28 protein-coding genes are annotated in these 25,696 nt (G+C 49.4%); 10 read left to right on the top strand and 18 right to left on the bottom strand.

Translation table 11 applies throughout. From position 1 onward, the window contains the following. Positions 1-10: 10 nt before the first annotated feature. Positions 11-1,219 (top strand): MFS transporter, encoded by a 1,209-nt coding sequence (locus ACW9JV_RS00840; RefSeq protein WP_457330397.1) that lies wholly within the window; start codon positions 11-13, stop codon positions 1,217-1,219. 323 nt (positions 1,220-1,542) lie between these two features. Here ACW9JV_RS00840 and ACW9JV_RS00835 read toward each other — a convergent pair whose 3' ends face one another. The 3 genes from ACW9JV_RS00835 to ACW9JV_RS00825 form a co-directional block, all read right to left on the bottom strand. Continuing rightward, positions 1,543-2,562, bottom strand: coding sequence for a FecCD family ABC transporter permease (locus ACW9JV_RS00835; protein WP_457330395.1), 1,020 nt, complete (start codon positions 2,560-2,562; stop codon positions 1,543-1,545). Next, positions 2,562-3,539 carry a FecCD family ABC transporter permease gene (locus ACW9JV_RS00830; RefSeq protein WP_457334521.1) on the bottom strand — a complete coding sequence of 326 codons (978 nt, stop codon included), beginning with the start codon at positions 3,537-3,539 and terminating at the stop codon, positions 2,562-2,564. Before ACW9JV_RS00830 ends, ACW9JV_RS00835 begins: the two co-directional genes overlap by 1 nt. Positions 3,540-3,620: 81 nt before the next feature. Continuing rightward, positions 3,621-4,541: an iron-siderophore ABC transporter substrate-binding protein gene (locus ACW9JV_RS00825; RefSeq protein ID WP_457330393.1), complete on the bottom strand. Its 921-nt coding sequence runs from the start codon at positions 4,539-4,541 to the stop codon at positions 3,621-3,623. Positions 4,542-4,746: 205 nt separating this feature from the next. Between ACW9JV_RS00825 and ACW9JV_RS00820 the strand changes: the two genes are divergently transcribed. Then, positions 4,747-4,887: a hypothetical protein gene (locus tag ACW9JV_RS00820; protein ID WP_457330391.1), complete on the top strand. Its 141-nt coding sequence runs from the start codon at positions 4,747-4,749 to the stop codon at positions 4,885-4,887. Between the two features lie 192 nt (positions 4,888-5,079). Here ACW9JV_RS00820 and ACW9JV_RS00815 read toward each other — a convergent pair whose 3' ends face one another. The 4 genes from ACW9JV_RS00815 to ACW9JV_RS00800 form a co-directional block, all read right to left on the bottom strand. Further along, positions 5,080-7,500 (bottom strand): heavy metal translocating P-type ATPase, encoded by a 2,421-nt coding sequence (locus tag ACW9JV_RS00815; RefSeq protein ID WP_457330388.1) that lies wholly within the window; start codon positions 7,498-7,500, stop codon positions 5,080-5,082. A gap of 38 nt (positions 7,501-7,538) precedes the next feature. Next, positions 7,539-7,748, bottom strand: a complete 210-nt coding sequence (copZ, locus tag ACW9JV_RS00810) for a copper chaperone CopZ (protein ID WP_457330387.1) — start codon at positions 7,746-7,748, stop codon at positions 7,539-7,541. A 59-nt stretch (positions 7,749-7,807) separates the two neighbouring features. Next, on the bottom strand, positions 7,808-8,104 hold the full coding sequence (locus ACW9JV_RS00805) for a metal-sensitive transcriptional regulator (protein ID WP_457330385.1): 297 nt from the start codon (positions 8,102-8,104) through the stop codon (positions 7,808-7,810). Between the two features lie 274 nt (positions 8,105-8,378). Beyond that, positions 8,379-9,230 carry an aldo/keto reductase gene (locus ACW9JV_RS00800; RefSeq protein ID WP_457330383.1) on the bottom strand — a complete coding sequence of 284 codons (852 nt, stop codon included), beginning with the start codon at positions 9,228-9,230 and terminating at the stop codon, positions 8,379-8,381. A 279-nt stretch (positions 9,231-9,509) separates the two neighbouring features. Between ACW9JV_RS00800 and ACW9JV_RS00795 the strand changes: the two genes are divergently transcribed. Then, positions 9,510-9,857: a MerR family transcriptional regulator gene (locus tag ACW9JV_RS00795; RefSeq protein WP_457330381.1), complete on the top strand. Its 348-nt coding sequence runs from the start codon at positions 9,510-9,512 to the stop codon at positions 9,855-9,857. Between the two features lie 554 nt (positions 9,858-10,411). Here ACW9JV_RS00795 and ACW9JV_RS00790 read toward each other — a convergent pair. After that, positions 10,412-10,981: a TetR/AcrR family transcriptional regulator gene (locus ACW9JV_RS00790; protein ID WP_457330379.1), complete on the bottom strand. Its 570-nt coding sequence runs from the start codon at positions 10,979-10,981 to the stop codon at positions 10,412-10,414. 119 nt (positions 10,982-11,100) lie between these two features. On the opposite strand from ACW9JV_RS00790, the gene ACW9JV_RS00785 reads away from it, so the two are divergent. Continuing rightward, positions 11,101-12,111 (top strand): NADP-dependent oxidoreductase, encoded by a 1,011-nt coding sequence (locus ACW9JV_RS00785; protein ID WP_457330377.1) that lies wholly within the window; start codon positions 11,101-11,103, stop codon positions 12,109-12,111. Positions 12,112-12,347: 236 nt separating this feature from the next. On the opposite strand, the gene ACW9JV_RS00780 is transcribed toward ACW9JV_RS00785, so the two are convergent. From ACW9JV_RS00780 to ACW9JV_RS00750, 7 genes are read right to left on the bottom strand one after another with little or no spacing between them, the layout of a single operon-like run. Beyond that, a complete protein-coding gene (locus ACW9JV_RS00780; protein WP_457330375.1) occupies positions 12,348-13,001 on the bottom strand; it encodes a class II aldolase/adducin family protein in 654 nt (217 codons plus the stop codon). A gap of 18 nt (positions 13,002-13,019) precedes the next feature. Then, the gene (locus ACW9JV_RS00775; RefSeq protein WP_457330373.1) at positions 13,020-14,288 is read right to left on the bottom strand and encodes a TRAP transporter large permease; all 1,269 of its coding nucleotides are present in this window, start codon (positions 14,286-14,288) and stop codon (positions 13,020-13,022) included. Further along, the gene (locus ACW9JV_RS00770) at positions 14,285-14,785 is read right to left on the bottom strand and encodes a TRAP transporter small permease (RefSeq protein ID WP_457330371.1); all 501 of its coding nucleotides are present in this window, start codon (positions 14,783-14,785) and stop codon (positions 14,285-14,287) included. The genes ACW9JV_RS00775 and ACW9JV_RS00770 overlap by 4 nt, the downstream gene beginning before the upstream one ends. 16 nt (positions 14,786-14,801) lie before the next feature. After that, the gene (locus ACW9JV_RS00765; protein ID WP_457330369.1) at positions 14,802-15,812 is read right to left on the bottom strand and encodes a TRAP transporter substrate-binding protein; all 1,011 of its coding nucleotides are present in this window, start codon (positions 15,810-15,812) and stop codon (positions 14,802-14,804) included. 10 nt (positions 15,813-15,822) lie between these two features. Beyond that, positions 15,823-16,851, bottom strand: a complete 1,029-nt coding sequence (locus tag ACW9JV_RS00760) for a zinc-dependent alcohol dehydrogenase (protein WP_457330367.1) — start codon at positions 16,849-16,851, stop codon at positions 15,823-15,825. A 22-nt stretch (positions 16,852-16,873) separates the two neighbouring features. Then, entirely contained in the window at positions 16,874-17,494 is a 621-nt protein-coding gene (locus ACW9JV_RS00755; protein WP_457330365.1) for a GntR family transcriptional regulator, read from the bottom strand. Between the two features lie 26 nt (positions 17,495-17,520). Then, positions 17,521-18,864, bottom strand: coding sequence for a four-carbon acid sugar kinase family protein (locus tag ACW9JV_RS00750; protein WP_457330363.1), 1,344 nt, complete (start codon positions 18,862-18,864; stop codon positions 17,521-17,523). A gap of 511 nt (positions 18,865-19,375) precedes the next feature. Here ACW9JV_RS00750 and ACW9JV_RS00745 point away from each other — a divergent pair. From ACW9JV_RS00745 to ACW9JV_RS00720, 6 genes are all read left to right on the top strand, one after another. Continuing rightward, positions 19,376-20,299, top strand: coding sequence for a UbiA family prenyltransferase (locus tag ACW9JV_RS00745; protein ID WP_457330361.1), 924 nt, complete (start codon positions 19,376-19,378; stop codon positions 20,297-20,299). Between the two features lie 150 nt (positions 20,300-20,449). Beyond that, on the top strand, positions 20,450-20,584 hold the full coding sequence (locus tag ACW9JV_RS00740) for a DUF6081 family protein (RefSeq protein ID WP_457330359.1): 135 nt from the start codon (positions 20,450-20,452) through the stop codon (positions 20,582-20,584). Between the two features lie 267 nt (positions 20,585-20,851). Continuing rightward, on the top strand, positions 20,852-21,742 hold the full coding sequence (locus ACW9JV_RS00735) for a DMT family transporter (protein WP_457330357.1): 891 nt from the start codon (positions 20,852-20,854) through the stop codon (positions 21,740-21,742). Positions 21,743-21,966: 224 nt separating this feature from the next. Beyond that, entirely contained in the window at positions 21,967-22,575 is a 609-nt protein-coding gene (locus ACW9JV_RS00730; RefSeq protein WP_457330355.1) for a sigma-70 family RNA polymerase sigma factor, read from the top strand. Beyond that, complete coding sequence (locus tag ACW9JV_RS00725) at positions 22,572-22,727, top strand: YvrJ family protein (RefSeq protein ID WP_457330353.1); 156 nt, start codon at positions 22,572-22,574, stop codon at positions 22,725-22,727. The genes ACW9JV_RS00730 and ACW9JV_RS00725 overlap by 4 nt, the downstream gene beginning before the upstream one ends. A 3-nt stretch (positions 22,728-22,730) precedes the next feature. Next, on the top strand, positions 22,731-23,009 hold the full coding sequence (locus ACW9JV_RS00720) for a helix-turn-helix domain-containing protein (RefSeq protein ID WP_457330351.1): 279 nt from the start codon (positions 22,731-22,733) through the stop codon (positions 23,007-23,009). Between the two features lie 196 nt (positions 23,010-23,205). Here the strand turns inward: ACW9JV_RS00720 and ACW9JV_RS00715 are convergent, their stop codons facing one another. The 3 genes from ACW9JV_RS00715 to ACW9JV_RS00705 form a co-directional block, all read right to left on the bottom strand. Further along, entirely contained in the window at positions 23,206-23,472 is a 267-nt protein-coding gene (locus tag ACW9JV_RS00715; RefSeq protein WP_457330350.1) for a hypothetical protein, read from the bottom strand. A gap of 80 nt (positions 23,473-23,552) precedes the next feature. Further along, positions 23,553-24,710: a Gfo/Idh/MocA family protein gene (locus ACW9JV_RS00710; protein WP_457330349.1), complete on the bottom strand. Its 1,158-nt coding sequence runs from the start codon at positions 24,708-24,710 to the stop codon at positions 23,553-23,555. After that, positions 24,707-25,675, bottom strand: coding sequence for a sugar phosphate isomerase/epimerase family protein (locus tag ACW9JV_RS00705; RefSeq protein WP_457330347.1), 969 nt, complete (start codon positions 25,673-25,675; stop codon positions 24,707-24,709). Before ACW9JV_RS00705 ends, ACW9JV_RS00710 begins: the two co-directional genes overlap by 4 nt. Positions 25,676-25,696 lie beyond the last annotated feature (21 nt).

The raw sequence follows: 25,696 nt of genomic DNA, 5'->3' as shown, positions 1-25,696 counted from the left end.
GAGGGGTATTATGATAGACATTAAAACAAAAGGATTTTGGCAGGCGACGCTGGCACTCGGAGCTTCAGCACTGATGACCTTTGCCAATCTGTATTTCCCGCAGCCGCTCCTCCCTTTGTTCTCGGAATCATTCGGTGTATCCGAAACAACGGCGAGTCTGCTGATTTCAATGCCGTTATTTGTGCTCGGCATCAGCTTTTTTGTTTATACGGCGTTATCGGATGCGTTCGGACGCCGCAACATTATATTTCTTGCGATGGCGCTCGGTACGGTTGGTACAGTGGCGGTCAGTACAGCTCCGACATTCGGCGTGATGCTGGCGGGAAGAGTCTTTCAGGCCGCCGGACTGGCCGGTATTCCAGTAGCTGCCATGGCTTATATCAGCGAGGAGTTTAAAATGCGGGCGATGACCGTGGCAGTCGGGGCCTACATCAGCTGTAACAGCCTTGGCGGGATGAGCGGCCGTGTGTTCAGCGGGGTACTCACTGATGTCTGGAACTGGCGGACGGCGTTTCTGGTGATGGCGGTGCTGAGCCTCCTTCTGTTTATACTGGTCTATATTCTGCTTCCACCTTCGCGGGAATTCCAAGCACGACCGTTGAGGCTGAAAACAATCATTCAGGATAATAAAGACCACCTCGGCAGTCCGGTGCTTCGCTGTGCCTATATCATCGGCGGACTGCATTTTCTCCTGTTTATGGGGATATTCACGTTCATCACGTATTATCTCAGCCGGGAGCCCTTTCACGTCTCCATTGCAGTTCTCGGCCTTCTTTTTCTCACCTACAGCGCTGGTACGGTTAGTTCGATCCTGGCCGGAAAAGCCGGACAGCGCTGGCGCCAGACGATATGTATGTTTGCCGGAATGGGATGTATGGCAGTAAGTTTAGTGTTAACGCTTCTTCCTGCGTTTTCGGTGATTTTCGCTGCTCTGCTGCTGTTAAGCTTCGGCTTCTTTTTCACCCATTCCACCTCCAGCGCCTGGGTGACAAGGTTTGCCACACACGCCAAAGCAAGCGCGTCCGGCCTTTATCTGACGGCCTATTATATTGGCGGCAGTCTTGGCAGCCTGTATTACGGAGTGCTGTGGACCTCTTTCGGCTGGCAGGGAGTGATATCGGGATCTTTTGCGATTCTTGCCGTCACCACAATCGTTACAGCAAAAATGAAACGGCTGGAAGATCAGGAAACGAATCAAGTTCAGGCGGATGTACAATAATTCAACGCTGCCGGGAGACACCAGCTGTTCGAAACAGCGTGATAGTATCCGCAAGATGTCACGCTGCAGCCACTGCAGCTCTGAAATCAGGCTGTAGTGGTTTCAAGCGGACTCTGGAGAACACGAAGAGACTGCCGCCAGCCTCATAATGTCTTCAGGAACCGACCTTGCGTCCATTACAATAACAAGCCCGGCTTCTACTATCCTCTTCCGATCAGCACTCTATAAAGCGGGGACCTGGAGCCGAACTTCCAATGCTCTTTTCAAAAAGAAAAACCATCCTTTGAAGCTCACAGCTTCGTGAAGGATGGTTTTCTTTATCGTTAATTGGTTTTCATCAACAGATAAATAAAATAAGGGGCTCCTATAGCTGATACGACCAGGCCGACCGGTATTTCGGACGGAGAAAACAGGTTCTTCCCGATGGTGTCGGCTGCAAGTAGAAGCAGGGCTCCGATTAAGGCGGCTGCAGGAATCAAGTAATGATGCATCGGACCGACGAGGCGCCGCGCGAGATGCGGAGCCACCAGGCCTAAAAAGGCGATACCGCCGCCGACGGCAACGCAGACACCGGCAAGAGCCACCGCTGCCATCAGAAGCAGCCGGCGTTCTTTCTCCACTTTTGTACCAAGGCCTGTTGCAATGTGATCTCCCAGAGAAAGAACGTTCAACTGCATGGCTTTGAACAGGGTGTAAGGCAGCAGAAGCACAATCCAGGGAGCCAGCGAGAGAACAAACTGCCAGTTCGCCCCCCAGATACTGCCGGAGAGCCACACCACGGCCTGCATAAAATCATTGGGGTCCATGCGGAGCTGAAATACGATCAACAGCGCATTGAAACCGGCATTTACTGCGATGCCGACCAGGATCAGCCGCACCGGGGAAATCCCCTGCTTCCAGGCGAGAATATAGATCAAAAAGGCGGCCAAAAAGGCACCGGCGAGGGCAAAAAACGGCATCGCAAAAACGGAGAATGATCCCATGTCCCCCATTGAGCCGCCCAACACGTAAATAAACACGACTACGGCGAGACCTGCACCTGCGTTAATCCCAATAATGCCGGGATCCGCCAGTTCGTTCCGGGAAACTCCCTGCAGAATCGCGCCGGAGACCGCCAGCCCCGCGCCAATCAAGAGCGCCAGGACCATACGCGGCAGGCGGAAACTGAATAAAACGAGAGAGGCTTCCTGCGAACCGGCGCCGACCAGGGTTTTGAGCGTATCCAGCGGAGAAAGAGGATAGCTGCCGAGAGTCATGCTGATCAGAAAAACAAGCAGAAGAAGGCCTGCCATGGTCATCATTACATAAACAAATCGTCTGCGGTGAATGCTGTTGATATCCATCAGAGGCCCCTCCCTCCTCCGCGCGCAAGATAAAGGAAGAAAGGCACTCCGATGAGGGCGGTAATGGCTCCGACCGGTGTTTCATAAGGAGCGTTAACCGTTCTCGCACCCAGGTCGGCCAGAACAAGCAGCAATGCGCCCAGTATGGCGGAACAGGGAATCAGCCAGCGGTAATCCACCCCGGCGAGAAACCGGGTGATGTGTGGAATCACCAGTCCGATAAAGCCGATATTTCCCGCCACAGCAACAGCGGCACCGGTCAACAGCAGGACGGTAATAATACCGAGTGCTTTGACCAGCCCCGTTTTCTGGCCGAGTCCTTTTGATACTTCTTCTCCAAGACTGAGTATCGTGATCGATCTCGAAATAATCAGCGCGAGACCGAGCCCGACAATTGCGACCGGAATTAGCATCTGTATACTGATCCACTGCATACCCGCCAGACCCCCGGCAAACCAGAAGGTCATGTCCTGCGCGACCTGGAAATGAATCGCGACCGCCGAGGAAAAGGAACTCAGCATCGCGCCGACCGCCACCCCGGCGAGCGCTAATTTTACCGGAGTGATACCGCCTTTGGAAAACATGCCGATGCCGAACACGAGCAGGGCTCCAAGCCCTGCTCCTGCGAACGACCACCCCATCAAGCCGACATAAGAAGTTCCCGGAAAAAAAGCAAACGCCAGTGCGATCGCAAAGGCCGCCCCATCCGTCACCCCGAGAATGGCGGGAGAAGCAAGCGGGTTTCTCGTCATGCCCTGCATGATGGCACCGGAGACAGCTAAAAAAGAACCGATAAACACAGCACTGAGCACCCGGGGAAGGCGGACTTCCTGAATCACTTGATGATCGGTGATTTCCGGATCAAATGCAAACAGCGCCTCCCATACGGTTCCAAGGTTAATGGACGCCGCCCCGAAGGAAATCGAGAGTCCGAGCGAGAGCACAAGCGCCGCCGTACCGAATACCAGAATCAGGATCGCTGCAGCGGGGCCTTTCTTCTTTCTATTGTACGTTTCGTCCGTCTGCTCTTTTTCATTCTCTGCCACAATTATTCCCTTCTATCCTTCAGATTCGGTAATTTTCTCCACCAGATCGTCCAACTGTCTTTCCACTAATACCGGATTAAACTCGCTCCAGTAGTCATTATCTACGACATGGACCTTGCCGTTCTGCACAGCCGGAAGGCTCTGCCATATATCTTTCTCCTTCAGTTTTTCATAATTTTCTTCTGCCGTCGTATCAGAAAACATCACAAAGATGCGGTCTGCACTGTATTCTGGGATCACTTCTTCCGACAGCGTCACCGCATCGGAAACCTCAGCTGCCTTTTCGGTCGGCTTAAACTGTGCCGCGTCATAAATCGTCGGAAAGGCCGAGGTATCATACATATGAATGTTCTTTTCATAAAACTGCATCACAGCCGCTGTTTCCCCGTCTTCGATATAAGGATCCATCTCTTCCCGCGCTTGTGCCACATCTTCTTCATATTGCTGGATCCACTCTTCTGCTGCTTCTTCACGCCCTGTGACCTCCGCCACGATATTCAACTGCTCCCGGAGCGGCGCACCAAATTCGAGCGCTACCGTCGGTGCAATCTTCTGCAGGTTCTCAATGGCTTCTGCTTTGCGGTAATTCGAGACCACAATCAAGTCAGGGTCGAGCGAAACGATCTTCTCCGCGTCCGACTGTTCCGACCCCACGCTCTCGGCTCCTTCTGTCAGTTCATCCCTGTATTTATCCAGGTCGTAATCCAGCGCACCGACAGGTTTGATACCAAGAGCCGACAACTCACCAAAATAATTGATGGCCACTACATCTTCCGGATTCTCCGGTATCTCCACTTCCCGATCCAGGCTGTCCGTGTATGTACGGGTGCTCTGCTCTCCACCGCTGCCCTGACCGGAACCGCCTCCGCAGGCAGCCAGTACAGCAGCAGCCAGAAGGATACTGGTCAGCATATATATCGAACGATGTTTCATTTTATACCCCTCCGATTCAATTGATAATGATTATTAATGTCGTGGAAATTATATCGGAAATAAACAGGATAAGCAATGAAAAAAGGAAAACTCGATGAAGCATATACTCTGGTAAAGCAGGAATTGAACTAACCCGCGACAATAATACCATCATGCTCTCCTCCCCCTCTCGTGATATGATAGACAAGAAAAGGAGGAGGGAACCATGCTGTACCACGCCTATGGCGCTCGAGATCGGCTACGCAAAGACTTGAACCGTGACCCGAATGCCATTCTTGCTGCGATGTATGATGAAATTCTCGTTGTCGACCAGTACGGAACACTTCTCCGCCGCATGTGTCCATAATAAAATTATACTAGACTCTTCAACAGCGCATCCGCTTGATTCTGTCTATGACATTATTTTAATAGACATTTTCAACGGTCTGGGGGTATTTTGTGTCTGCTATTCTCCGGTTATGGACACATTGATGCTGCCTGTGTCCGCTATCCTTCCGACAGTACAGAAAAAAGAGCCCCTATATCGGGACTCCTTCGTTTACGATAATTTCATTTTCTGCAGACGCAGGGCGTTCAGTACCACGGAGACGGAGCTGAATGCCATGGCGGCGCCGGCGACCCACGGCGCGAGCAGTCCAGCGGCGGCAATGGGGATACCGAGGGTGTTGTAAATAAACGCGAAAAAGAGATTCTGCTTGATATTTCTCATCGTCGTCCGGCTCATGAAAACGGCATCCGCAACACTGTTCAAGTCACCGCGCATCAGGGTAATGTCGGCAGCCTCGATCGCGACGTCGGTGCCGGTGCCGATCGCCATGCCGATGTCGGCGGCAGCAAGCGCCGGCGCATCATTCATGCCGTCACCGACCATGGCGGTTTTCTTCCCTTCCTGCTGCAGCTTCTGAATTTCTTCGCTTTTCTGTTCGGGCAGGACACCGGCAATGACTCGGTCAATGCCGACCTGGGCTGCGATCGCGTCAGCGGTGCGCTGGTTGTCGCCTGTGAGCAGCACGACATCCAGGCCGGCCTGCTGCAGCCGGTTAACCGCTTCTTTCGATGTTTCCTTGATTGTATCGGCCACGGCAATGATCCCTGCATACGTTTGATCCACAGCCGCAATCATCGCGGTTTTTCCGGATGCTTCCAGCTGCTGCAGGTCCTCTTCTGTTTTTTCTTCCAGGGTTATCCCTGCTTCTTCCATCATCCGACGTGTGCCGACCCGGATCGTGCGGCTGTCCACTGTGGCGCGGATACCCTGTCCGGGAACCGCTTCGGTACTTTCCGCTCCTGCAAATGAAACGGAGCGGGACTGAGCTCCCTGCACAACAGCCTGCGCCAAAGGATGTTCGGAATCTTTTTCAGCCGAAGTGGCATAGGAAAGCAGTTCGTCTTCCCTCCAGCCTTCTGCCGGAATGACATCGGTGAGTTCCGGTTCCCCTTTTGTCACGGTTCCTGTCTTATCCAGCACCACTGTTTCTATGCTTTTTGTATTCTCCAGGTATTCCCCGCCCTTAAACAGTACGCCTGCTTCGGCGGCTCGTCCGGATCCCGCCATAATCGATGTCGGAGTAGCAAGCCCCAGCGCGCACGGGCAGGCAATAACGAGAATGGAGATCGTCGGAATCAGTGCACCGCCTACATTGCCCGGCGTAATAAAGGCAATCCAAATGATAAACGTCAATATGGCGAGACCGATAACGGTTGGTACAAAAACACTGGACACGCGGTCGGCAAGACGCTGCACTTCCGCTTTGGAACTCTGCGCTTCTTCCACGACTTTAACAATCTGGGATAACGCCGTATCGCTCCCGATCCGGGACGCTTTCATTTGCAGCGCACCGTTTTTGTTAATGGTAGCGCCATACACATCGTCGCCTTCGGTTTTATCTACCGGCATGCTTTCCCCGGTAAGCATCGATTCATCAACGGAAGAGCTCCCGTCAAGCACTTCGCCGTCGACCGGTATTTTTTCGCCGGGTTTGACATGTACGATATCCCCGATCTGCACCTCTTCCACCGGAATTTCCACTTCTTCGCCGCTGCGCTGGACGACGGCTGTTTTGGCACGCATACCGAGCAGTTTTTGGATCGCCTGCGAAGTCCTTCCTTTTGCACGGGCTTCAAAAAGTTTGCCGAGCAGAATGAGGGTGATGATAACCGCGGAGGCTTCAAAATAAAGCTGCGGCATACCGGAGCCGCCGTTGTTCCACCACTGCCAGCCCAAATAGATGCTGTAAAAGTAGGCAGCCGATGTTCCCATCGCAACCAGCACATCCATATTCGCGCTTTTATTGCGGAGTGCTTTCCACGCCCCCTCGTAAAACTGCCAGCCGATCACAAACTGTACCGGGGTGGCAAGGGCGAACTGCACCCATGGATTCATCAGTATGTCCGGCATCCAGATAAAAGAAAGCCATTCAAAATGGGTGACCATCGTCCACAACAACGGCAGGGTGAGGATGGCTGAAGCGGTGAACTTCATCGTCTGCTTCCGGATTGCTTTCTGGCGGGGATCCTCCTCTTCACTGCTGTCTGTCTTTGGATGAAGCGCGTAACCGAGACGATCCACCGCCTGCGTCATATCTTCCTCCGATACCATACCGGGGGTATATTCGACAGAAGCGGATTCCATCGCGAGATTCACATTGGCTTCAGCCACTCCCGGCAGTTTGTTCAGTTTTTTCTCAATCCGGGCCGCACAGGCCGCGCATGTCATGCCTGTTACATCAAATTCTGTTTTTTCATGTTCCACTTCGTAACCGAGCTTTTCGATTTTTTCTTCAAAATCAGCAGGCCCGGTCTGTTTAGGATCATAAGTGACATTGGAGCGTTCCATCGCCAGATTGACGCTGGCATTCTCTACGCCTTCGATTTTATTCAACCCTTTCTCAATCCGGTTCGCACACGCCGCGCACGTCATTCCGGAGATCGACAGGGTGGTTTCTTCCTGTTCCGCCATGCCCCTCTCCCTCCTTTCAAAACGGGGAGGATGGGAAGTTATGCTTCCACATCATACCCCTGGTCATCAATTGCTTCTACGATGTCTTCATGAGAGGTCACATTTTTATCATATTCCACGTCGACGTTCCCCTGATCCAGATTCACCTGGACACGGGATACACCTTCCAGTTCACCGACGCTTCCTTCCACCGCCTGCACGCAGTGTGCACATGACATTCCTTTAACGTTCAATGTTTCTGTGGTCATTATGAATTCCTCCTTTTATATAATACTATACCCATGTATGGTATATTTTAATCAAAAAATTATTTCATCATCCGTTTCATGACATCCATCAGCTCATTGATCGATTCTTCTCCGTCTCCGCTTTTAATTGCATTCGAGACGCAGTGATGTGTGTGATCTTCCATAAGCTGGACCGATACTTTATTCACCGCGGACTGGATCGCTGCGATCTGATTGAGAATATCCACGCAGTAGCGGTCATTTTCCACCATGTTGTGAACGCCGCGGACCTGACCTTCAATCCGCTTCAGCCGGTTCAGCATCTGTTGTTTATTCGGCTGGACTGTCTGCTTATCCGAATGCACCTGCTCCTCCATTCCTGTCCCTCCTCTTTGTATACTATACCCATACCCTGTATTTTTATTATAACGACCCCTTCTTTGTCACGCAAGTCATTTACCCGCCGGCTCACCAACCAGCGACTTACAAATTATTTAAACGGTCGAAATTACGGATAAGGATGGTTAACGATTTGTATTAACTGGACAGTAAAAAGAGAGGGTATCCTCAAAAACCGCCAGGCTTTTGGGACACCCTCTCCCTTTATGCACAGGAGGATGATCTCATGATGAGTTACGATTCGCTCAAAGGTTACAGATCGACTTTCAAGTTGGCCATCCCCTTGGCAACCTCCGGGTCGTGGTACGATAAGAAAAGACTTTCCCGCGTATCGAGGGTGGAAATCCGCTCGATATCTTCCGCGCTCAGCTCAAAATCGAAAATATCAAAGTTCTCGACGATCCGCTCTTTATGCACCGATTTCGGAATAACAACGACTTCGCGTTGAACAAGCCAACGCAGCACGACCTGGGCGACGGATTTGTTGTGTTTTTCTGCAATGGAGGTCAGCACTTCGTTGCCGAACAGATTGTTACGTCCTTCGGCGAACGGTGCCCACGACTCGTGTTGCACCTTCTGCTCTTTCATGAAGGCAGCGTTGTCGATCTGCTGATAGAATGGGTGTGTTTCAACCTGATTAACAGCGGGCACGATGTCGTTATGCATGATGAGATCCATCAGACGATCGGGAAAGAAGTTGCTGACACCGATCGCCTTGATCTTACCTTCACGGTACAGGTCTTCCATTGCACGCCACGCGCTGTAGTAATCGCCGAACGGCTGGTGAATAAGGTAAAGATCGAGATAGTCAAGCTGCAGCTTCTGTAAGGACTTGGCAAACGCCTGCTTGGCATTCTCATAGCCGGCATCCTGAACCCAGAGCTTGGTTGTAATGAACAGTTCTTCGCGCGGCACGCCGCTGCGCTTGATCGCACGCCCGACCGCCTCCTCGTTCAGGTAACCGGCAGCGGTATCGATCAGGCGGTAACCAGCAGTCAGCGCTTCATATACCGCGTTCTCGCATTCTTCGGCATCGGGAACTTGGTAGACACCAAAACCGATGATTGGCATTTTCACTCCGTTATTCAATGTTACGGTTTGCATTGTCATTCCTCCCATTTTTCAAATGTAAAACGTAAACAGCCGTGCCTCTTCCTAACGGAAATGCTTCTTTTCGTTTACCCATGGGAACTTATTTGCACATTCCTACAAAATGTTCAATAAGGGATTTTTAAAGGAATATCGACCGATCCAATAATATCGTCCATTATGACTTACCACCCCCTTGAAATTGGTCAACCATGGTTTATACTAAGGGTAGTGATTAGAGTGTTATCGAAGTCAAGACATTTCGAAAAAAAACTTTTAAAGGAGCATTTTTCGATGTATACCATTAACGAAGTCGCCCGGATCTGTGATCTTTCAGCACACACCTTGCGCTTTTACGATAAAGAAGGACTCCTCCCTTTTATTTCAAGGAGTAAGGGGGGAAATAGGCAGTTCTCTGAAACGGATTTGGATTTCGTAAAGATGATTTGTTGTTTAAAAAATACCGGCATGCCGATCAAAGATATTAAGCACTATGTTAATTTGTACAGGGAGGGCGAAGAAACCTTTGATACACGAAAGGAAATGATGAAGGCTCATCGCAAAGAAGTCACTCGGCAAATCGATGATTTAAAGAAGAGCTTAAACATCATTGATTTAAAAATTACTAAATCATTGATTTAAAAGCTGCTTTTTACAGTTTTGATAAAAAAATCAGATTCACTTAGAGTTAACACTAAGTGAATCTGTTGAAACCTTTATTCAACATTATGGTCCGATTGTTGAACAGCATGACTGGCGATTTTAAAAACCCAACATTTTTAATGTCGGAACCTGCAATAACATTCCTTTTGTCCCTTCCATTTTACTCCATGTACTTTCTGCTGAGTTATCAAATCATTTATTTAGACGATGAAGAATTGAACAATTTCGTGTTAGTCGAGCATGAAAAGAGTTTTGGACAAAACCATTCATAACTAAAAAATTCCGAACGATTATTCAGGGAATCGTTCGGAATTTTTGTTGTGCATCCTATACCGTTCCGTCAAAACACTTCGCTTTCCGCGGGCACGGCTCGAGACTCGTGCTTTTCCCGCGGTGAACTTACCTCCTGCGGTATGCCGGGCAAACTCGTCGAGGATATCATAGTGCCGGTTCGTGACCATTCCCATGCTAAAGTGGGCACCGAGTTCAGGTGCTACGGCTCCAGCACCCTAATTAGGATAGCATTAATTTTACTATGCCCTAAAATTGCTGCTAGCTTGATTCGTTAAGACAGCGCTCGCGACAATACGGAAGAGTTGCTCAGCCCGTGGTGCGGACGAGGGCTGGTTGCTGAGCCACGCAAGCGCAGCAGTCAGCGAGAATAGATCATCACCATTCATGTCGGTACGCGCTAGACCCTCGGCCTGAGCACGAGTGAGAAGCTGCGTGCCTGCCGCGCGCACCTTGACGCATGAAGCGTGGAGTGCGGATTCCCTGTCTTCCTTGGCTTCCATCATCGTGTCCACAACACCATGATAATTGCCCATGAACACAACGACGTCGCGTAGCCACGACACGAGTGCATCATCGGGTGAACTCGCAGTTTCGAGGTTACGTGCTTTTGTCGTCAACTCGTCAAAATTTGAACGGAGCAAAGCTTCGAGTAGCGCCTCCCTCGTCGGGAAATGACGATACAGTGTGCCCAGCCCGACACCAGCTCTGCGAGCGATTTCGCGCAGCGATGCATCGACGCCTTGCTCAGTTACAACGACTCTCGCGACTGCGAGTATGTGCTCATAATTTTTCTTCGCATCAGCCCGCATATGATTCCTCCTTGACTTCCGGATCACCGCTCCGTATAATATTAAACGGAACACCATTCCTCTTATATGGAGCGCTGCTCCAGTAAGTATAACTCATCTGAATGAAAGGAGAAAGCATAATGTCTACAGATACAATGAAGGCGATTCGTCTGCATGAATTTGGCGGCCCTGAGGTACTGCATTACGAGGAGGCGCCGCTTCCCAAGCTGAAGCCAGGTGAGGTGCTTATCCGCGTTCACGCGGTTGGCATCAACCCCCCAGACTGGTACCTGCGTGAGGGTTATAAGGATCTTCCCCCTGAGTGGCGGCCACAAGTCCCCTTTCCCGTTATTCTGGGATCAGACATGTCTGGCGTCGTCGAGTCGGTGGCGACGGATGTGCAGGGCTTCTCCGTCGGCGATGAAGTTTTCGGAATGGTTCGCTTTCCCAGCTTTGGGAAGAGCGCTGTTTATGCCGAGTACGTCACCGCTCCAGCTTCAGACCTTGCAATCAAGCCGTCTGGTATCGATCATCTACACGCCGCAGGGACTCCGATGTCTGGCCTCACCGCATGGCAGTTCCTGATCGAGCTGGGGCACAATGAACCGAATCCGCTTCAACCGGAGATGCATCGTCAGGTGTCGCTTAACGGCAAGACGGTACTCGTCAATGGTGCCGCGGGCGGCGTGGGGCATTTTGCGGTGCAGATGGCAAAATGGAAGGGTGCGCACGTCATCGCGGTAGCATCGGGCAAGCATGAGTCATTCCTACACGAGCTCGGTGCTGACGAATTCATCGACTACACCAAGAGTCCTCCCGAGGACACCGCCCATGAAGTTGATCTCGTCCTCGATACACTCGGCGGTCCGACTACCGGTCGTTTCTTGCGTACGCTTAAGCGTGGCGGTGCTTTGTTCCCAGTGTTCTTAGGCTTCTCCGACACCGAGGAAGCTGAAAAGCTGGGTGTCACGGTATCGATGACCCAAGTGCGTTCGAACGGCTCGCAGCTGGCGGAGTTAGGTCGCTTGCTTGATGTCGGGACGGTTCGCACCGCCATCGACAGCACGTTTCCACTTGCCGATGCTGGCAAGGCTCATGAACGCGCTGCCGATGGACACATTCAAGGCAAAATTGTGCTCACGGCCGTGTAAGGACAACGGCACGAATGATTATTGAACTCCTCATGGAACGCGGAGGACTATTGAACCACAAATGTGATAGCATTGAAACGGCTATCAAAATTCCTGCTGAGTATAGGGATTCTTTAATTACCGTAAATAAAGTTGTTTAAAAACGATAGAATGCGCGTTTTGACTTTCATTTTTAAACAACTGTATTATTCGTGTTCCATCGTTCAATCGTGAAAAAAGCGAGAAGTGACAGGCATTTATCTCGGCCAATTTCTCACAGGTTTATAACCGGAATTCTGAAGGAAATCCTTTTCCTGGTCTTTGTCCAACCCTTTCATGGCAATGCCTTTTTCCATTGCGATAATGTGCATCCTGGCTGTGTACTCCAGCGTTTGCAAAGCCATTCGTGCCTCTTTGATGTTTTCATCGTAGACGAGAACGCCATGGTTCTCCAGGAGCATCACATTCGTGTCTTTTGCTTTTTCCTTAACAGCGTCGGCGAGTGCCCGGCTTCCTGGATGAAAATACGGAATCTTCTCCACCCGTTCCAGGTAGTACATCGCCTCGACAAAGTAATTCGAAGGCACCTCCACGTCGGAACACGCAATTAATGTACTGTAGAAAGGCGACGCATGAAGAATAGCTCCTATTTCGGGACGCTCTTCATACACAGCGCGGTGCATATTATGCTCTTTAGATGGTTTTTTTCCGGATACCGGACCTTCTTCGAGGGAACAGAGAGCGAAATCATTGATATTCATATCGCCGACGTAAGTGCCGCTCGCTGAAATATAGAATAGATTTTCTTCTACTCTGGCGCTAATATTGCCTGCGGTTCCCCATACAAGATCATTTTCTCTCATAAACAAACCTGCTTGATGTAATTCTTGCAAAATAGGAAGATGTTCCATTCCATCTACTCCTTTTCTTTATAAGCTTAACAGTCCAGTGGATATCTGCGGCACGAATATAATGATGATGAGTGTTACAAGTACAGCCACATAAAACGGGACCATACCTTTTGCCAGTTCGTCCAATCTTAAATTGGCTATTCGTCCCGCTACAAATAGATTCAACCCTAATGGAGGGGTAACCATGCCAATTGCTAATGTTACGATCATCACCATACCAAAGTGAATTGGATCAATACCAAGCTGCAGAGCAACCGGTGCCAGGATCGGGGCTAAAATAATGATCGAAGCATTTGTTTCCATAAACATTCCAACAATTAAGAGTAACACAACGACAGCCAGAAGGAAGACCGATGGGTTTTCCGAAATAGAAGTGAAAAATCCAGCAACCTGCTGCGGAATATTTTCAATCGTGAGTACCCAGCTGAACAACCCGGCAACAGCGATAATAAACATAATCGTAGACGTTGTTGAAATTGCTTGATTCAAAACTTTTCCGATATTACCGAAATGAATCGCGCGGTAAAAGACGGTACTGATTAAAAATGCATAAGCTACCGCGACGCCTGCCGCTTCCGTTGCAGTAAAAATGCCACTGTAGATACCGCCAAGAATAATAAACGGCATAATTAAAGCAGGGATCGTTTCCACAAAAGCTTTCCCCAATTCACGCGTACTTGTTTTTGATTCCCGGTGATATTCTCTTTTTTTGGAAATAATAACAACCGTTATAATTAGGCCTGCGCCTACAAGTACGCCAGGTAAAATACCACCAATAAATAAATCTCCGATCGACGTGTCAGCCGCTGTACCATAAAGAATCAACGGTATACTCGGAGGTATGATAATACCAAGCGTTCCAGAAACCGATTGCACACTTCCGGCAAAATCACGGTGATACCCTCTTTCGGCCATTGCTGGAATTAATATTGAACCAAGAGCAGCCGTTGCTGCAATACTAGATCCGGATATCGCGGCAAAAAACATCGTTGTAATGACCGTAACCATCGCCAGTCCGCCCGAAAAATGTCCGGTGAGAGCATTGGCAAAGTTTATGAGGCGCTGCGAAATGCCTCCAAATTCCATAATGACACCCGCTAGAATAAACAGCGGTATCGCGAGCAGCGGAAAGGAATCCAGAGAGACAAACGCACGTTGCGCAAGTACAAGAAGTGGGGTACCACCTTCAATCAAAAGCGCCAGACTGGTGGAAAGACCCAATGCCACTGCCACCGGCACACCAACGATAAACAAGGCAATCAATGATATAATAAGAGCTGTAATCATTTTGTTTCACCTCCTACAGCGCTTTCATGTTCGAGCATATGACTGCATATATTAGCAATTCCATTCAGCGCCATAATAAGAGAACCTAGAGGAACCGCGGCATACACCCACGCTATCGAGAATTGAAGCGTTGGTGTGAGCTGCCCGATCACCGTAAAAGTCAATACCGTACCGTAGTAACATAGAATAATAAAAAACACGGTGGAAATAATAGAAACAATGAATTGAAGTTTTCTTTTCTTTGCAGCGCTTACAACATCCATTAAAAAATCAATCGCAATATGCTCTCTATTTCTCACGGCAAGCGCCGACCCCAAGAACACAATATAGATCGTTAAATACCGTGATATTTCTTCCGACCACGCTAGTGGAAAGTTAATGACAAAACGGGTTATAACCTGAAAGAAAACCAGAACTGCCAGAACGACAAACATCGTGGACGCCACGTATTTCACGATTTTATTTAAATGATCAACCGCTGCTATATATTGCTGCATGTCACAGACCTCCCTTTCACTTTCTCATCTCCACAATTTCGTCATATAGATCTCGTCCATATTTGTCCGCCAGGTTTTCATTCACGGTTTGAACTTTTTCTCTAAATAACGATTTATTTACTTCCACGATCTCCATCCCTGCATCTCTCATCGTCTGCATAGCCTCTTCCTGCTGCTGAGATACGAGCTCATTTTGATATTGTCTTGCTTCCAGAGCTGCTTCTTCTACAGCTTGCTGTTCACTGTCGGTCAACTTTTCATACGTCTTATCACTCATCAGTAGCTGCACATAACCATACACATGATCAGTCAGCATCAGATAATCCTGCACTTCCTGAAGCTTCGCATTGGTGATAAAAGAAGCCGGATTTTCCTGAGCATCAATGACGCCTGTCTGCAGGGAGGAATATACTTCACTGAAGTTCATCGGCGTAGGGTTGGCGCCCATCGCATCCCAGCCTTCAACAGATGCTTCGATATTCGGCACCCTTATTTTCAACCCTTGCAGATCGTCCGGGGTTTCTATTCTTTTATTCGCGGTGAGTTCTCTTGGCGACCGAATGAAAAATTCCAATCCTCTCACGCCTGTTTCTTCCAGCATCTCTGCCTGAAGGTTTTCTCCACCCTCTCCATATAAAAAGTTTCTCAGATGCTCATTATCATCGAATAAATAAGGGAGTTCGAGAATCGCGTATTTTTCGTGAAAATTGGACAACACACCAGCAACTAAAGCAAAATCAACCGATCCGATCTGCATTCCTTCTACAAGATCACGGTCTGAGCCAAGCGTTGAACTGGGATAAAGGTCTATCTCGACAGAACCACTTGTTTTTTCCTCCACCAGTTCGGCGAACCGTTGGGATCCCAGGTGCCAAGCATGATCCTCATTTTGAATATGACCGAGCCGCAGGGTTGTGACAGAACTGGCTTCTATCGTCCCGGAGGACGAGCCAGCTCCCTGAGAACAACCCGCAAGCGTCACGACCAAAAGCATGGTTAAGACAGCAAGCGATTTCACGTGGTTCACAATATACCTCCTAATCATTAAATGCTACTAATACTTTGACGGAATGATCCTCTTTCTTATCTACCATCCGGAATCCTTCAGCGGCTTGTTCTACTCCAAGACGGTGAGAGATGACCTTTTCCACCCGAATGTTATGCTCTTCTATAATGTTCAACGCTTCTTCGGTGTCCGGACGGTTATAGGTCATGCAGCCAATGAGTTCTTTCTCCTGTTGTTGGAGCTGTTCCACATCAAGCTGCTGCTGGTCGTGAAACATCGCAACGGTAACGGCACGTCCTCCTTTCTTTAGTAGATTCAAAGAATCATTCACAATGCCGGGAACCCCGGCAGTAATAAGGACTTTGTCCAATGATCCGCCCATTTTTTCCTTCACTTTGCCGATCCAGCCGTTGTCATTTTTGATGTTGTGCGTCTCTTTTGCTCCCAGCTCCCCTGCTTTCTGGAGGGAGTAATCCAGCACATCCGTGACGACGGTATGCTCTGCGCCTTTTGCCCGAACGGCCGCAAGCGTTAATAGCCCAATCGGCCCGGCGCCCAGGACAGCCACACGATCTCCCGGCTGGATATCGGCTTTCCATGCGGCGTGGACACCGACAGCGAGCGGCTCTGTCAAAACTCCACGATCATAACTAACCGAATCGGGAAGCGGGATGATGAGGGATTCCGGAGAAACGAAATACTCTGCCATCGTTCCTAACCATGTATCCATACCCGGGGCCAGTCTTTCGTCAGAATAATTGATTTGACCCGTCATTTCCCCTTCGCTCTCTCCCGTACCGAGCTGTGGTTCCACCGTGACACGGTCTCCAATATTCACATGCTTCACGTTTTTTCCAGTCTCGACCACTTCCCCCGCCACTTCGTGACCGATCACAACGGGAGGCTTGCGGAAGGGGTGAAACCCTTTATACGTATGGATATCCGATCCACATATTCCTGCCACCTCCACTTTAATCAGCACTTCATCCTCTTTGATCTCCGGTGAATCAATGTCCTTCACTTCTATTTGTTCAGTGTCTTCTACAAAGACTGCTTTCATCAGTCTCCACTCCTTTTCTCTTTTACTGAAACAACATCTGTTTCGATTCCTGCAAGTGTTTTCTCATGATCTCTACACTTTCCGCTTCATTCTTTTGAAGCGACTCAAACAACTGTATATGATCCTCATAGAACTTACGGATTCGTGTCGGATCTTTTTTCAGATGACGCAGGGTGATACGCAGCAAGTGATCCTGATAGTTAATTAAAATACGTGTTATCTCCCCGTTTCCTGCAATTTCACTGAGCGCTAAATGAAACTCGTGATCCAAATTGGCAAACGCTTTGGCATCGAGATTTTCTGCTGTCTCCCTGGTTTCTTCGATGTTCTTTTCCAATTCCTTTAACTGCTCTCCCGAAATCCGAGGGTAAATTTCTCCGCAGTTAAACGTCTCCAGCGCTATACGCAGGTTGTAGATATTGTTGATCCGTTCCACAGATAAATCGTGAACGAGAATGCCCTGTTTGGAGGACACCGTAGCAAATCCTTCCGCCTCGAGACGGGTCAATGCGTTTTTGATCGGGGTTTTACTCATTTCTAAATCATTGATCAACGTCCGCTCCGATAAAAATTCGCCCGGCGGGTATTCTTCTTCCAATATCTTTTCTTTGATCTTTTGATACGCGGCGTCTTTTAACAGCATATTCCTCACCCTTCCCGTAACGGTATTTACTTTTCTGTCTTTCCGGCGTTAAAGACGTTTTCAAAAAAGGATTCTCCACCAAGTTGGCCGCTTTTCAATGCTATCTCCAGACCGTTGAATCGATCATCTTCGGAGTAGGCATGGCATAATGGGGCACCCGGTGCGGTAGATTCCAGCACTTCCAGACCATAGATACCCAGCTGCGACGTGACAAATCCGGACGTATCCCCGCCCGAAATAACGAGCCTGCACAGGCAGGACTGTTCCATGATCTGTTTTGTCCACTCTCCCAGCCGTCTTCCTAGGTAAATGCCCATGTCTTCCTCAGCAATTCCCTCGTTTTGAAGGTGGGCCCTGGTCTTTTCGATAGCATCGTCGGAGGGGCCTTTCGCTGTATACAACACGACTTTCTTCTTGAAATCCAGCAGGGCCAGGATGTGCTGAATAAAAGAACTCGGCACCTCTTCGGATGTCAGCAACTCATAAGGCACCTGCTCCATATGAAAGCCTGCTTCTTCCGCTTTTTCGAGCTGCTTTTTCGTGACATCCGAAACACTGCCCGAAACGACCAGCATCTGTGTTATTTCTTGTGTCCGTTTCGTCTGTTCGTAAGCTTTGGTTTGACCTTCGGCCTTCCATTTAGCAGCCAGCGCATATTCAATACCGGACGACCCTATCATGAACTGCGTATGCTCCTGCCGGGAAGCCCACATTACATCAGCAAACCAGTTCATGTGTTTTTCTTCCAGCGCATCGAAAATAGTGATATCTTCTGTATCCTCTAAAATCGAAGGCTCCGGCGCAGCGTTTTCCATGTCCAGGACGGTCTTATATCCAATAGTCTGACTCGTTTGTTTTTGCAGATGTTTCCCAAGATCTGCTTCATCCATCGGAGTCACGGGGTGTTGCGACATCACTGGATGCTCATCCAAACGGAAAATGTCCCCATGAAAGTTCGCAAAATGATTACCAAACACCGTGAATCGCCCCAAGTCAGGGGTTCCCACTAAGAGAGGATACGTAGGTCCTTGAAAATAGCGCTGAGACAGCTCACTGACGAAGCCGATGCTGCCTGTTTCCGGTGAGGAATCAAACGTAGAACAAATTTTGTAATGAACGAAGAACGGTCGGATGGTCTGAAACAGATTCCATACCGGGGTCAGTTCTTTCTCCATGCCGGCAGGATCCTTTGCCCGCGCTGTACCGGCTACGCCTATACACTGCACGCCTTCAAACCGGTCCAGCATATCTTTTGTTGGCACATCCAAAAACAATATTGTACGCAGACCAAAGCGGTGTAGCGCTTCCATTGCATCGGTAGAGCCAGTGAAATCGTCTCCATAAAACGCAAGAAGAACACGATCATCCATTTATTCAAACTCCTCATCTTTAGAAATCTAACTTAGATCTAAGTTGAATCTAAAAAGAATTTATCACAATTTTAGTAATATATCAACACAGAGTTTTAGATTACAGATACATAAAACCACCTGGAACAAAAGTAAAAGAATGCAGCTAAAAATATCCACTACACCTTGTACTCAGCTCGGTGTAGTGGATAGTGGATATTTATTTTACTGAACATCCTGTGCCACTTCTTCTTTATATTTTTCAAACATAAAGGTAGCTCTTTCTAATCTCCAGCTGCTCCCGCAGGGCTTCATCCTGGAATGTTTCGAGAAATACCTGTTTGGCTTCTGCCCTCTGATCTTTGATTATCCAGCCCGGTAACCTTCCATTCCTTTATTCTTTTACAGCCAAACCATTTCCTATCCGGCTCTCCCTTGCGGCACATTTGTTGATAATTTTCCCCGACCTTCGTACAATGATGAAAGTAATTCATTTTTCGACAAAATTTTTAATATAAAAGGGGGGACCATGTTGGAAAAAGGAATTCAGTTTTGGAGCAAGGCCACCCGTTCTTTCGCTCTTCCGGTTATTATCGTTCCGGTTCTGCTTGGAACAACCGGCGCGTTCGCCTGGGAGGAGACGTTTCACTTCTTCTGGTTCTTAATTACGCTGATCGGAGCCATAGCTGCGCATTTATTCTCCAATATGATTAATGATTTATGGGATTACCGAAACGGCGCTGATGAGCAGGCAGAGATAGAAGAGGGCGATATTCCGACCAATTCCCGGCTGCTGCCAAGCGGTGCGCTTTCGGAAAAAACGTTCGCCGCGGTGACATGGAGCCTGTTTGCAGCAGCGGTTGTCTGCGGTGTCATCATTACCATAGCAAAAGGTTGGCCTGTTCTATTGATCGCGGCCACCGGCGGTCTGATCGCCTATTTTTATGTGGCGCCGCCGCTGAAATTCGGCTACCGGGGGAAAGGGTACAGTGAAATCGCTATTTTTGCGGCGTTTGGCATTCTTCCGGTGATGGGGGCTTATTATGTCCAGACCGGCGCTTTTGACGTGCGGGCATTTCTGCTCTCTTTTCCTGTAGGTATATTAACCACACTGGTGTTATATAATCACCACTTTCTGCACCCGCACGCCGACGAAGCCGCCGGAAAACGGACACTAGTCGTCGTGCTCGGGGAGAAGAAAGGACTTGTGCTCTCCAAATGGCTGACAGCCTCTGCTTTTGTTTTCGTTCTGATATGTGCAGCGGTGCAGGCGCTGCCGTGGTACGGACTGATCAGCCTTCTCGGCTTTATTCCTTTAATCAGGATGCACCGAACCCTTGGGGAAACGAATCCGGCGGAAGCCTACCCGCCTTTCATGGGGGCAGCACTGAAAGCATCCACCCGCTGCGGCGGACTGCAGATCTTGACATTAATCATTCACGGCTTTATTACGTAAGGAGAAAGTAAAATGGGGAAAGAGTGCCGGAACACGGACAGATCAGCTTTGAAGAACGCGCCTTCAATACGTACCGGATCACCTACAACCGTGACAGCGATGAAGTCATTTACAGCGTGAACGGAAGTCCGGCGTGAAGCCAATGTTCCGTTGAAGTTCAACCAGTCCACGGTCGTCCTCGGCATCATGACCGAAAAAGACCTCACCCCGGAAGGCAGCGTCTCTGTACACGGGCAGACTGTTACCGGAGAATGGTCCCCGGTGAAAGTAACGATGGAAGAATAGCAGCGAAAATACATCGTGCGGTTTCATACGGACATTCATTCCGTTATTTCCCTGATTTATGGGCCTAATACGACCCAGCCGGACATCTGTTCCGCTAATCGCAGAAATCGTTGCTGATTCACCTATGAAAACAGGAAATAGCGTACCAGATGTCCGTATCCCCTTGAAAAAAGGGGATATTTTCAGAAATAACGGATTCTATGTCCGTTTCTTCCTTTTTAAGTACCGGTATGAGAAAATATGGAATGTAGAAAGGAAGATGCAGCTATGTCACGACAACAAGCTTATATCTGTGCCACAGCAGGGGCGGCGATGTGGGGGTTCCTTGGACTGTTCGTACAGGCCCTCTATGCGGCCGGGTTCACTCCATGGCAGACAGTCGCCATCCGCGCCGTTTTTTCTGCCATTTTAATCGTCGGATATCTGGCCCTTCGCCACCCTCATCTATTAAAAATACATATCAGGGATCTTCCCTTTTTCATCGGGACCGGGATTGTCAGTATTGTATTCTTTAACTGGTGCTATTTCACCGTCATGGATGAAGCGTCGCTGTCGCTTGCGGTAGTGCTGCTGTATACCGGCCCGTTGTTTGTCACTCTGCTTTCCCGTCTCTTATTTAACGAATGGCTGACCAGACGGAAAATCGTGTCCCTGTTTCTCACGCTGACAGGCTGCGCCTTCACTGTAGGACTTCTTCCGGCCTTTGACGCGGGCATTTCCGGCTTTGTGGTGCTTGCGGGGCTGGGATCCGGATTTTTTTACGCGCTCTACAGCGTGTTTGGAAAATATGTAAGCCGCCGGTATTCCTCTATGACCATTACCGCTTATTCCTTCATCTGTGCCAGCGCTTTCATGATACCGGCGGGCGGCCTGATCGGCCGGGTGGAGAAGCTCGCAGATCCGGAAGTGATTCTTTACGGTTTCGGACTCGCGTTTATTCCGACAGTGCTCGGCTATATTCTCTATACGAGCGGACTTACGTATATTGAATCAAGCCGCGCCTCTATTTTAACGACGATTGAGCCGGTCGTGGCGATCATTCTCGGCGTCACCGTCTTCGGCGACAAGCTGAGTCCCTGGCAGCTTCTCGGTATTATGCTCGTGCTTGCCTCCATCTTTGTCATATCCGAACGGCGCCGCCCCGCCGTCTCCTCCTGATCAACACACAGTGCTATTATATCCATCCACCAAGCTGACCTCCGGCGGGTCAGCTTTCGTTCTTTTTGCGCAGGACGATACCGTGAAAATAGATCAATGTTCATTTTCCTTTTGCATCAGCCTCCCTTTTCTGTTTCAATATAAGAACAAACGTTCGATTTTATGGTTGTTTTTTATCTCCATTCCTTGTCTTTTGAATAGGAGATGGAAAGGAGGGCGCAGTATTGGAACATGTACCTGCCGGCCTGTTCGGCCGCTGTGGAAAGCTGGATCAATTTATTATGGATCACCCCTCGGTCTGGAAGCATTCGGTGATGCAGCAGTTTCTCAGCGATACCCGCCGCCGGGAACTGCTCATTGAAGCCATATGTACGCCCACAACGGAGAACCAGGCATTCCTGAATGAAGCGTTCACGTCCTTTTATACAGAGATCAGGTTTGTTTCCTATATCCTGAAAACCCTGCATTGGCGGTCGGTCCGCTATGACCAGCAGCGGCAGCAGAGAAGCGTCCGCCAGCCGTTGATTCTGGATCAACCGGTGAGCCAGGGAAGCCTGGAAACGATAAAAGAAACTATTGTATCAGCCGATGTCCTGCCTGCATTGGATGAAGCGTCCGGCCTGCAGGAAGCGGTGGGTCACCCGCTGCTGCATAAAGGATTGAATCAGCTCACCACCCGTCAGCAGGCTGTACTGCAGAAAAAGTATAAAGAAGAAAAGACGGACAAAGCCATTGCCGCAGAATGGAACATTTCCCAGCAGGCCGTTTCCAAAACAAGACAAGCTGCTCTGGAAAAACTAAGGATATTTATGAAAAGGGGGAACAGCGGATGATGAATGTGATGAATGCTGCAGGCTTCATTCAGGTGCTTGCCAATTTCGGATTTCCGGTAGTGATCACGTTTTATTTACTGTTCCGATTCGAAAAGCGTCTGGAAAAAATGGAAAAAGCGTTTTACAAAAGTGGTTACAGCAAGGAGGAATAACTATTGGACATCATCACCCCGGCGCATATTAAAGAAGCCAGGCAGCAAAACGAAGAAGCCGTACAGTATATTGTTGAGCGGTTTGAACCGTTTATCCAGCAGTGCCTCGCGCAGACCCGCCCACAGGAACGTGAAGATCTGCGCCAGGAACTGCGGCTCTCCTGTATAGAGAGTATTTACTCGTTTCAGGACAAGAATATTCCCGGTTTTTTTGAATTCTGCCGACGCCTTGATGTCGAAAAGTCAGGAACAGAGAAACCAGGCGGACCTCCAGTCCGCTAATTGGCAGGAGATCAGCGAATTGCCTGGGTTTTCGGACCTCTGTTCCCTTAATGACGTACGAACCGCTTGTTTATGCAAAAAAAAGTGAAATAACGCATCATATGTCCCGCTTCCCCTGCAAAGCAGGGAAAACAGAGAATATAGCGGAACACAGGTCCGCCTTCTCTATTCACTCCCACTGCGCTGAACTGAATGATTAAGCTGAAACGGAACCGTTTATGCTAAAAGACGGAGTTTGGGAACTTGATCCCGCTCCGTCTTTTCTTATGCAGCGCTTTGCCGCTGCAGATTGCTCTTTTGCCACGTTGGCTGGTATGGATGCATGGTTGGCGGATAAATCTCTGTATTCGGCGGGTAAAAGCGCTTCTTTGGCTGATAACGAATGATTGGGCTGATATTCCCCTTCATTCGGCTGGAAAGTGGTCGTACTTGACGGATAAGTGGAATCATTTGGCCGATACATATTCTTCCCCTCCACATAAACGTCTGAACGATAACAAAGGCCAAGGATCGAATTCCAAATCATCGTTATGTCCCGTACCTTTATTCATCCGCGGCCGCTGCTGCCTTGATTTCTTTTGTCGTTACCCATTGGCCTGAGGCGGCAGACTGCTGGACAGCTTCGAGCACGACCTGATTTTCATATCCATCCGCAAAGTCGGCATGCGGGCTTTCTTTCAGGTGGATGCCATTCATCAGTGCTGCCATCTGGTTGATAAACGTATGCTCGTAGCCGATGATGTGACCCGCCGGCCAGTACGCCTTCATGTATGGATGCTCATCTTCCGTGCAGTGAATCATCCGGAAGCCCTGCAGGCCCGGTTCATCATCCTCAAAATATACCTCAAGGTTATTCATGTTCTCCAGGTCCCAGCGGATGGAACCCTTTTCCCCGTTAATTTCAAACTTGTTTTTATTGCGGTTGCCTCCTGCAAAACGGGTGGCTTCAAATACGCCCATCGCTCCATTATCAAACCGCGCCAGAAATCCGGAGGCATCATCCACGGTGACTTCCCCGGTGCCGGTTCTATCTTCAAGCGGCCGTTCTGTAATAAACGTTTCCAGCATTCCGCTGACTGACTGGAACTCTCCGACGAGAAAACGGGCCAGGTCAATAATGTGGGCACCGATGTCCCCAAGCGCACCGGAACCTGTGTGTTCTTTTTTCAGTCTCCAAACGAGCGGAAACTCCGGATCCATAATGAAATCCTGTAAGTACTGGGCGCGGATATGGTAAATCCGCCCGATCCTGCCTTCCCGGATCAGCTTTGCCGCATACTGCACGGCCGGGGCGTACCGGTAATTATGCGACACCATATGAACGACGTTATTTTTTTCAACGGCTTTTTTCATCCGTCCAGCCTCGGCTGCAGTAACAGCCAGAGGTTTTTCGCAGATGACATGCTTACCGGATTCCGCTGCGGCGATCGCCATCTCGGCATGTGTATGGTTCGGCGTCACAATATCAATCAGGTCTATATCGTCCCGTTCCACCAGCCGGCGCCAGTCCGTTTCCCACGACGCCCAGCCGAAATGATCCGCCGCTTCTTTCACGGCATGTTCGTTTCGTCCCGCTATGGCCTGCTGTACCGGTGCGACCGGCGGATCAAAGTAAAAAGGCAGATCCCGGTACGCATGGCTGTGTACTTTCCCCATAAACTGATGACCGATTAAGCCGACCCGTACCGTGTTCTTGTTCACGCCCAAAAGACTTCACCAATCCTTTCCCGTATCAGGATGCTCTTCAAAAAGGAAGAGGCCTTCTCAAATCCTTCTTCCACCGACATCAGACTGTCTTCATGTTCAATACTGACGACTCCTTCATATCCTGCCAGCTGCAGCACACTGATCATATCGCGCCACGTCTTCTCCCCCTGTCCGTAGCCGATCGTGCGGAACATCCAGGAGCGGTTCCATTCATCAGTGTATGGTTTCGTATCAAGCACACCGTTCACGGCGGTATTGCCTTTATCGATACTTGTGTCTTTCGCATGGAAATAAAATAACGCATCTGCTTCCGCCAGTTTTCTGATAGCAGCAACAGGATCCATCCCCTGCCAGAAAAAGTGGCTGGGATCCATATTCACTCCGATATTTGTACCGCAGGATTCACGTAGTCTGATACACGTTTCTGTGTTATAAACATTGAAACCCGGATGCGGTTCGATGGCTGCCAAAACGCCATGTTCTTTCAAAAAGCGGTCCTGCTCCTTCCAGTATGGAATAACCTTTTCCCGCCACTGCCATTCCAGTACATCGGCATGATCCTGCGGCCACGGGCACGTCACCCATACCGGATGCTTTGAAAACTCCGATTCTCCCGGGCATCCCGAAAACGTAATCACATGCTTCACACCCAGTTTGGCCGCCAGACGGACCGTTGTCTGAAAAAGCTGGTGATCCCCGGCAGCAATGTCCGGATCGGGATGAAGCGGATTGCCGTGACAGCTTAAAGCACTGATGCTCAATCCCCTGTCTGAGATTTTCTTATGAAACGCTTCGCATTTATGCTCATCGTTTAACAGTTCCACCGGGTCACAGTGAGCGTTTCCCGGATGTCCTCCCGTTCCGATTTCCACCGCATCCAGGCCGTTTTCCACTACGATATCAAGTGCTTCCTCCAGCGGACGGTCCTGAAACAATACGGTAAACACACCTAATTCCATATCCGTCACTCCTCTATGGTT

It is taken from the genome of Salibacterium sp. K-3 (assembly GCF_054052005.1).
Note: the sequence above shows the minus strand (reverse complement) of the source record. Positions and strands in the feature narration are given on the sequence as shown.

Bases quoted from the DNA above. Each gene is read 5' to 3' on its own strand.
- ACW9JV_RS00840 (WP_457330397.1), top strand. From the start codon at position 11: ATGATAGACATTAAAACAAAAGGATTTTGGCAGGCGACGCTGGCACTC.
- ACW9JV_RS00835 (WP_457330395.1), bottom strand. From the start codon at position 2,562: ATGGATATCAACAGCATTCACCGCAGACGATTTGTTTATGTAATGATG.
- ACW9JV_RS00825 (WP_457330393.1), bottom strand. From the start codon at position 4,541: ATGAAACATCGTTCGATATATATGCTGACCAGTATCCTTCTGGCTGCT.
- ACW9JV_RS00820 (WP_457330391.1), top strand. From the start codon at position 4,747: ATGCTGTACCACGCCTATGGCGCTCGAGATCGGCTACGCAAAGACTTG.
- ACW9JV_RS00815 (WP_457330388.1), bottom strand. From the start codon at position 7,500: ATGGCGGAACAGGAAGAAACCACCCTGTCGATCTCCGGAATGACGTGC.
- copZ (WP_457330387.1), bottom strand. From the start codon at position 7,748: ATGACCACAGAAACATTGAACGTTAAAGGAATGTCATGTGCACACTGC.
- ACW9JV_RS00805 (WP_457330385.1), bottom strand. From the start codon at position 8,104: ATGGAGGAGCAGGTGCATTCGGATAAGCAGACAGTCCAGCCGAATAAA.
- ACW9JV_RS00800 (WP_457330383.1), bottom strand. From the start codon at position 9,230: ATGCAAACCGTAACATTGAATAACGGAGTGAAAATGCCAATCATCGGT.
- ACW9JV_RS00795 (WP_457330381.1), top strand. From the start codon at position 9,510: ATGTATACCATTAACGAAGTCGCCCGGATCTGTGATCTTTCAGCACAC.
- ACW9JV_RS00790 (WP_457330379.1), bottom strand. From the start codon at position 10,981: ATGCGGGCTGATGCGAAGAAAAATTATGAGCACATACTCGCAGTCGCG.
- ACW9JV_RS00785 (WP_457330377.1), top strand. From the start codon at position 11,101: ATGTCTACAGATACAATGAAGGCGATTCGTCTGCATGAATTTGGCGGC.
- ACW9JV_RS00780 (WP_457330375.1), bottom strand. From the start codon at position 13,001: ATGGAACATCTTCCTATTTTGCAAGAATTACATCAAGCAGGTTTGTTT.
- ACW9JV_RS00775 (WP_457330373.1), bottom strand. From the start codon at position 14,288: ATGATTACAGCTCTTATTATATCATTGATTGCCTTGTTTATCGTTGGT.
- ACW9JV_RS00770 (WP_457330371.1), bottom strand. From the start codon at position 14,785: ATGCAGCAATATATAGCAGCGGTTGATCATTTAAATAAAATCGTGAAA.
- ACW9JV_RS00760 (WP_457330367.1), bottom strand. From the start codon at position 16,851: ATGAAAGCAGTCTTTGTAGAAGACACTGAACAAATAGAAGTGAAGGAC.
- ACW9JV_RS00755 (WP_457330365.1), bottom strand. From the start codon at position 17,494: ATGCTGTTAAAAGACGCCGCGTATCAAAAGATCAAAGAAAAGATATTG.
- ACW9JV_RS00750 (WP_457330363.1), bottom strand. From the start codon at position 18,864: ATGGATGATCGTGTTCTTCTTGCGTTTTATGGAGACGATTTCACTGGC.
- ACW9JV_RS00735 (WP_457330357.1), top strand. From the start codon at position 20,852: ATGTCACGACAACAAGCTTATATCTGTGCCACAGCAGGGGCGGCGATG.
- ACW9JV_RS00725 (WP_457330353.1), top strand. From the start codon at position 22,572: ATGATGAATGTGATGAATGCTGCAGGCTTCATTCAGGTGCTTGCCAAT.
- ACW9JV_RS00715 (WP_457330350.1), bottom strand. From the start codon at position 23,472: ATGTATCGGCCAAATGATTCCACTTATCCGTCAAGTACGACCACTTTC.
- ACW9JV_RS00705 (WP_457330347.1), bottom strand. From the start codon at position 25,675: ATGGAATTAGGTGTGTTTACCGTATTGTTTCAGGACCGTCCGCTGGAG.